The organism is bacterium, assembly GCA_037147175.1.
Taxonomy (GTDB): domain Bacteria; phylum Cyanobacteriota; class Vampirovibrionia; order Gastranaerophilales; family UBA9971; genus UBA9971.
The window spans coordinates 21,296-28,091 of sequence record JBAWVS010000029.1 but is presented as its reverse complement, the minus strand read 5'-3'; the positions used below and the strand labels follow the sequence as shown (position 1 = coordinate 28,091).

At 34.9% G+C, this 6,796-nt stretch carries 7 protein-coding genes; 5 read left to right on the top strand and 2 right to left on the bottom strand.

All coding sequences use genetic code 11. From position 1 onward, the window contains the following. Positions 1-98: 98 nt before the first annotated feature. Positions 99-1,211 carry an alanine dehydrogenase gene (gene ald, locus WCG23_08170; GenBank protein ID MEI8389846.1) on the bottom strand — a complete coding sequence of 371 codons (1,113 nt, stop codon included), beginning with the start codon at positions 1,209-1,211 and terminating at the stop codon, positions 99-101. Between the two features lie 196 nt (positions 1,212-1,407). Between ald and WCG23_08165 the strand changes: the two genes are divergently transcribed. Further along, positions 1,408-2,037, top strand: coding sequence for an isoprenylcysteine carboxylmethyltransferase family protein (locus WCG23_08165; GenBank protein MEI8389845.1), 630 nt, complete (start codon positions 1,408-1,410; stop codon positions 2,035-2,037). 197 nt (positions 2,038-2,234) lie between these two features. On the opposite strand, the gene WCG23_08160 is transcribed toward WCG23_08165, so the two are convergent. Further along, positions 2,235-2,657, bottom strand: coding sequence for a hypothetical protein (locus WCG23_08160; GenBank protein MEI8389844.1), 423 nt, complete (start codon positions 2,655-2,657; stop codon positions 2,235-2,237). A gap of 145 nt (positions 2,658-2,802) precedes the next feature. On the opposite strand from WCG23_08160, the gene WCG23_08155 reads away from it, so the two are divergent. From WCG23_08155 to WCG23_08140, 4 genes are all read left to right on the top strand, one after another. Further along, positions 2,803-3,879 (top strand): hypothetical protein, encoded by a 1,077-nt coding sequence (locus WCG23_08155; GenBank protein MEI8389843.1) that lies wholly within the window; start codon positions 2,803-2,805, stop codon positions 3,877-3,879. A gap of 15 nt (positions 3,880-3,894) precedes the next feature. Next, a complete protein-coding gene (locus tag WCG23_08150) occupies positions 3,895-4,650 on the top strand; it encodes an AAA family ATPase (GenBank protein MEI8389842.1) in 756 nt (251 codons plus the stop codon). Between the two features lie 15 nt (positions 4,651-4,665). Beyond that, positions 4,666-5,502 (top strand): bifunctional methylenetetrahydrofolate dehydrogenase/methenyltetrahydrofolate cyclohydrolase FolD, encoded by an 837-nt coding sequence (gene folD, locus WCG23_08145; GenBank protein MEI8389841.1) that lies wholly within the window; start codon positions 4,666-4,668, stop codon positions 5,500-5,502. A gap of 199 nt (positions 5,503-5,701) precedes the next feature. Further along, positions 5,702-6,631, top strand: a complete 930-nt coding sequence (locus tag WCG23_08140; GenBank protein ID MEI8389840.1) for a dihydropteroate synthase — start codon at positions 5,702-5,704, stop codon at positions 6,629-6,631. Positions 6,632-6,796: the final 165 nt, after the last annotated feature.

Genomic DNA, 6,796 nt, shown 5'->3' with positions numbered 1-6,796 from the left:
AAGAATTAAGTTAAAAAAACTTTATCCTAATAAATTAAATTAACAATGCACTAGCTTGTTAAAAGCATGAGGCGATTTTTATTTTAACAAGACAGCTTCTAAATCAATTCTTCTAGAGGTTTGTATGCAAGATTAAGTGAAGTTGCAACACCTTCATATGTTAAATGACCTTTAAAGGTGTTTACTCCCTTTGCAAGAGCTTTATTCTCTTTTACAGCATTCATTCCTTTGTTAGCAAGCTTAATCGTATAAGGCAAAGTCGCATTTGTCAGTGCAATCGTTGAAGTTCTCGGAACAGCACCGGGCATATTTGCCACGGAATAATGAATTACACCGTATTTTACAAAAGTAGGATTTTCGTGAGTCGTAACCCTGTCTATTGTTTCAATACAACCGCCCTGATCTATTGCCACATCAAGTATTACAGAACCCGGTTTCATTTTTTGAACCATATCTTCTGTAACAAGTTTAGGAGCTTTTGCACCGGGGATAAGAACCGCACCTATAACAACATCCGCTTTTTTCACCTGTTCGCGTATTGTATATGAATTAGAAAAAATAGTGGTAAGGCTCTCCGCGTAAATATCATTCAAATAGCGCATTCTGTCTAGATTAACATCAAGCAAAGTAACATTTGCTCTCAATCCCATGGCCATTTTAGCTGCATTAGCTCCTACGATTCCGCCGCCTATAATTACAACATTAGCCGGAGGTGTTCCAGGGACTCCACCCATAAGAACTCCCATTCCTCCATAATATTTTTCAAGCAGTCTTGAAGCTATTTGGACGGACATACGTCCTGCAACTTCGCTCATAGGTGTTAATAGAGGAAGAGAATTGTCATCCAGCTGGACTGTTTCATAAGCAATACCTGTTACTTTTTTTTCTAAAAGCGCCTGTACAAGGCGTGCTTCTGCGGCAAGGTGAAGATAAGTAAATAAAATCTGTCCTTCCCTCAAAAGATTATATTCTTCAGGAAGCGGCTCTTTGACTTTTAGTATCATATCTGCTTTTTCAAATATTTCTTGAGGTGTTTCAAGAATTTCTGCACCAGCTTTTACAAAATCTTCGTTTAGAAAACCACTGCCGAGTCCGGCATGTTTTTCGATCAAAACTGTATGACCCGCTTTTTTAAGCGTTTCCACTCCTGCAGGTGTGATAGCAACCCTTTCTTCTTGAGCCTTAATTTCCTTTGGAATACCAATAATCATTTTTTTGTCCTTCTTATTTCTAAACTAATCAAGATCTTCAATAAAATTAATTATACATTTAATAAGTTTTATTCTGAATTACAGAACGCATTAAAATTTATATATCGTAAAAAATAATTCCTATTAGTTTTTTTTTAAACTAAACTTATTTATCTGGGAAGTAGTTTTAAAATTTTAAGCTGAAAGGGATTATAAAATGTGTTCAAAACCTGTTTTAGAGTGGTTTGCAAGGTATAGAATTTTTATTTCAAAGATTTTTGGAGTTTCTCTTATAATTATATTTTTATTTTCGGAAAATATATGGGCGCAGAAACCTTATGCAGGCTGGTTAGCACTGACTTTGCAATCATTAGGGCTTATATTTGTTACTATTTGTGTTTTAGGAAGATTATGGTCTGCTGTTTACCTTTGCGGAAATAAAACATTCACTCTTGTAACCAAAGGGCCTTACTCGGTAGTTAGAAATCCCCTTTATTTCTTCAGTTTTCTTGGCGTAATAGGCATAGCTCTCACGGCAGGAAGTTTTACAGGGCTACTATTAATAATTTTTATGTTTATGTTTAATTATTTACCAACTATTCTGGATGAAGAAAAAACGCTTGAAAGATTCCATACAGATAATCTAGCGGAATATATGGCAAAAGTTCCAAGACTAATACCGAATTTTTCACTTTTAGACGAGCCCGAAGTTTATGAAATCAAACCGCATGCTTTTCGTAAAACATTCTTTGATGTAGCGTGGTTCTTCTGGGTTTATTTAATTCTGGAAATTATACAGGGACTGCACTCTTTTAATGTTTTACCCGTATTTTTCAAGATTATTTAATATAATTTATTTATAAACGAAAAAAGCTGCATTGCAGCTTTTTTTATTGAAAGATTTTCTATATAACTCGAATTGCTAAAACGCCAAAATTGTCATTGCGAGCAAAGCGAAGCAATCTATAAAAAATAAAATGGATTGCTTCGTCGAGTCTAAAGCCTCTTCTCGCAGTGACGCGTAAATTTAATTAGCAATTCGAGTTATTTAATTTGAAAAGGACATTTTGAGCAGTAAGATTTGGGATGTCTAATAATATTATCCTCTATATCATACATTACCGATACCCTGCAAATAAGTTCGGAATTGCATACCGGACAAGAATGCCCTTTAAGTCCTTCATTAAGTATGCGTAATTTTAATTCATCGATTTTGTCTGAAAGTTCAAAATCAGCAGCACTCGATTTGGGTTGTTTTTCGAGTATTTTTATTCGACTTGCACTAAGTTTTAATGCTGACGCTAGTTTTTGTCTTGCAGTTGTTGATAAAAACAATTCCCGTCCTGATTCTATGTCATCAATCAAGGAAATGTCTATATTTGCTTTAATCGCAAGACCTTTTTGAGAATAACCCATATTTTCTCTTGTAGATGAAATAAACTGGGCTAAGGTTTCATTTTTTTTCATAGTATTACCCTGAATCTATATGGCAATAGGCACTTTTGTACGTACTCGATTTTGAGTTTAAAAGTTAAATTTTTTCATGCCGTTTTTTTGATGATAAACTAATTCTACATTAAAATAAAATGATTTTGTTAGAAGGATAAAAAATTTGAGTACAAAAATAAAATTTTTACCCACAGCCATTGGAAGTTTGCCTCATGATAACCCTGAAAAAGCAGTTGAACTGGTGTTTAAATATTTTCCTGATATACCTGTTATAGGTCAGCTTGCAAATGTAAGCCAGAAAGAAGATATGCTTTCTCAGTACAACGAGAATATTCCGGGAATTTCATTTGATGAAGCAGATAACCGTTGGTATATGGATCAGGAATCGGAAACTTTTTTTGAAGAACTCGAAGAATTTTTTCTTGATTATGAAAGCATTGTAAACGATAAAAACTTTGATGCATTAGAAAAATATGCTATTTCGGAAAACCATTGCTCAACATTGCCAATTTTTATTAAAAAATTAAAAGAAGCAAAACCTGCTTTTGTTAAAGGACAGATAATAGGACCGTTTACATTTGGAACTTCGCTTGTAGATAGAGATAAAAAATGTATTTTTTATGATGAAACACTTAAAGAGATTGCGTTAAAAGGACTTACTCTAAAAGCTCTCTGGTTAATAAAAAAATTCAAAGAAACTTCTCCTGACAGCAAGCCTATTATTTTTATGGATGAACCGACAATATCCCAGTATGGAACTTCAGCTTTTATTACCGTTAAAAAAGAAGATGTTATTGCAAGTATTAAAGAAATTTCATCTGTATTGCAAGAAAATGGCGCACTTGTCGGTATTCATTGCTGTGGAAAAAGCGACTGGTCTTTGATTACAGAAAGCGGAGTTGATATACTTAACTTTGACGGGTTTTATTTCGGAGAAAGCCTGAGTCTTTTCAGTCAAGAAATAGAAAAATTTCTTAAAAAAGGCGGAAAAATAGCATGGGGAATAGTTCCTACGCTGGATGTGGATTCACTTGAAACTTCAAACATAGATAAACTGGCGAAAAAATTTGAAGAAGCAAAAACTTTTCTTGTTAATAAAGGCATTGATGAAAAACTGATCAACGAAAACGCACTTATAACACCTTCTTGCGGGGCGGGAAGTCTTACAGTTGAACAGGCAGAAAGAGCAATGAGACTGACTTCAGAACTGGCAGAATTTTTAAGAACTACGCGGGATTAAGGATAAACATAAAACATGACAGTAACTATTGCAGTAACAGGTAAAAGCGGCAGCGGAAAAACAGCATTTACACATTCACTTTTTACAGCTTTGCGTAATGAATACCACGAAAAATCAGTATTACTTGTAGATAATACCCTTGGATGCGATCTTGCAAGTATTTTTGGTCTGGAAGTAAATAACACAATTCATTCTATAAGGACAGGGCAGTACGTTTATTCTTCTCCTATTCACGAAGGAATCAAAAAAAGTGAACTCATAGAATGGATGCTGCATGAAATCATAATAAATCTTTCAGGAGATGCAGACTTGCTTGTTTCAGGTCCTGTTTTTACTGAAGAATGTACATGCGTTATAGCTCGATACATAAAAGACGCAATGAAGAAGCTTATTAAAAGCTATGATATTGTAATTATCGACTGTGAATATGACTTGAGTTACGTAAACCAGCTTGTAAATTATTATCCTGATGTAACCATTGTATTAGCCGAACCGACGGTTACTTCTGTTCATTCAGCGATAAAAATAAGAGAATCATCCATGAAATATGCTTCTCCCGGTCAAATAGGCGTTGTCTTGAACAAAGTAAAAGATTCTCGCATTCCTGAAGATATTAAGGCAATTATGATGGAATATGACTTTGATATCCTCGGTGTTTTGCCTTATGCGGAAGAACTGGAAACTGAAGATATAACACACAGTTCTGACTCACTCGGACATTCGGCGCAGGAGTTGATTTTTAGGCTAAATTTGCCCTTCTGGGGTAATTAAAAAAGAGGAATATTTATGGCAATTTTAATTAAAGGCAAGGATTTATCCGCAAAGATTGTTGAAAAAATAAGACAAGAAGTTTTAAGTTATGAGAAAAAACCTACTCTTGTTGTTATAATTGTCGGTAATAACCCTGCAAGTCAGGTCTATGTTTCTAAAAAAAAGCATACGGCAGAGTTGGCAGGTTTTAATTCAAGAGTTATCGAGTTAGAAGAATCAATAAGTCAGGAAGACCTCGAAAAACAAATTGAAATTCTCAATCAGGACAAAAATGTTAACGGAATTTTAGTGCAGCTTCCATTGCCAAAACATATTAATACTTATCATATTATTGAAAAGATACTCCCTGAAAAAGATGTGGATGGTTTTCATCCTGTAAATATCGGCAAGCTTGCAATAGGCTTAAACCCTTATGCTGTTTCCTGTACCCCTTTCGGGATAATAAAACTTCTTGAAAAATATAATATTGAAATAGAAGGAAAACACGCAGTTATAATCGGACGGTCAAATATTGTCGGCAAACCCCTTTCTTATTTGCTTTTGAATAAAAGTGCAACTGTAACTGTATGTCACAGCAAAACAAAAAACCTTCCCGAAATTTCTTCGCAGGCGGATATACTTATTGCAGCGGTGGGAATTCCAAAATTTGTTAAAGCTGATTGGGTAAAAGAAGGAGCGGCAGTCATAGATGTGGGAATTAACAGAACCGAAGAAGGAAAATTAGTCGGAGATGTCGATTTTGAAGAAGTCGAAAAAAAAGCCGGCTATATCACGCCTGTTCCCGGAGGAGTCGGTCCTATGACTATAGCCATGCTTCTTTCTAATACTTTAGAGCTGTTTAAATTGCAGTAGTTTTAAAAAATTAATATTTAGTCTCATGTGGTGAAAATTCACTTAAAACTACTGAATATAAATGTTGGTACAGCCTATATATTTTTTTAATAAAACTTTACAAAAAACTTTCATTGTCTTAGATATGATAGACAGAATAACATGTTAGCCTGTCAGGCTTTCTCAATATGACCATGTAATTTAAATAAGGAAAAATCAAATGAAATTAATCGGCGAAAATATACATATAATCTCTAAAAAAACCAGAGAAGCAATAGAAAATAGGGATACTGCCTATATTTTGGATATGGCAAAAAGACAGGCATCGGCAGGAGTCGATTGGATAGACTTAAATATCGGTCCTGCGCGAAAAGGCTGGGCTGGAACAATGGAATGGCTTGCATCTTCTATTCTTAAAGAAATTCCTGACGTAAAATTATCTTTTGATTCGACAAATTCCGCTGAGCTTGAAGCAGGGCTTAAACTGGTTTCTAATCCGCAGGATTGTATTATAAACAGTGCAAGCGGTGATCCGGACAGACTGGAGAACATGACAAAACTTGCCGCTGAATATGGAAGTAACCTTATTGCGCTGACTTTGAGCAATGAAACAGGCATTCCTAAAGACCCTGACGGAAGGCTGGAAATAGCTTCAGTTATTCTTGATAAAACAGCGGAGCTGGGAATTGATAACACAAAAATTTTACTGGATCCGCTTGTTTTACCTGTTAATGTCGACCAATCTCAAGTAATGGCCGCGCTTGATTCCATAAGAGTTTTTAAAGAATCATTTGATCCTCAAGTAATGACGACTATAGGACTTTCCAATGTGTCAAACGGTAGCCCGAAAGAAATGCGCCCGTTAATTAACAGGATTTTTGCAGTTATGGCAATGGGCTGTGATCTTGATTCCGCCATTGTTGATGCTTTTGATGTTGAACTAATAAGAGTTGTCAGAATGGTTTCCGCTCAAAGTCCACAAAAAGAATCCGATAATCTTTTAATCAATCTTCATAACTTGATGCAGGAATTTGGCGAGCTTGAAGATATTTCTTACAACAAAAATAATCCTGAAGAAGTTGCTATTTATAAAACAGCAGAAATTTTATTCAACAAAAATATTTATGCGCATAATTATCTGGAGTGTTAATTACAGGAGTTAATGATTGTCAGGATCTCATATAATCAATCTGTCATTGCGATTAAGCTTGAAGAATTGACGCGGCAATCTATTTAACTGGAAATATCCAGATAGTCGAAATCTACATGAATCTTGGTATTGTCATTTTGAGTGCTTTAGCCCGAAGAATCTGTC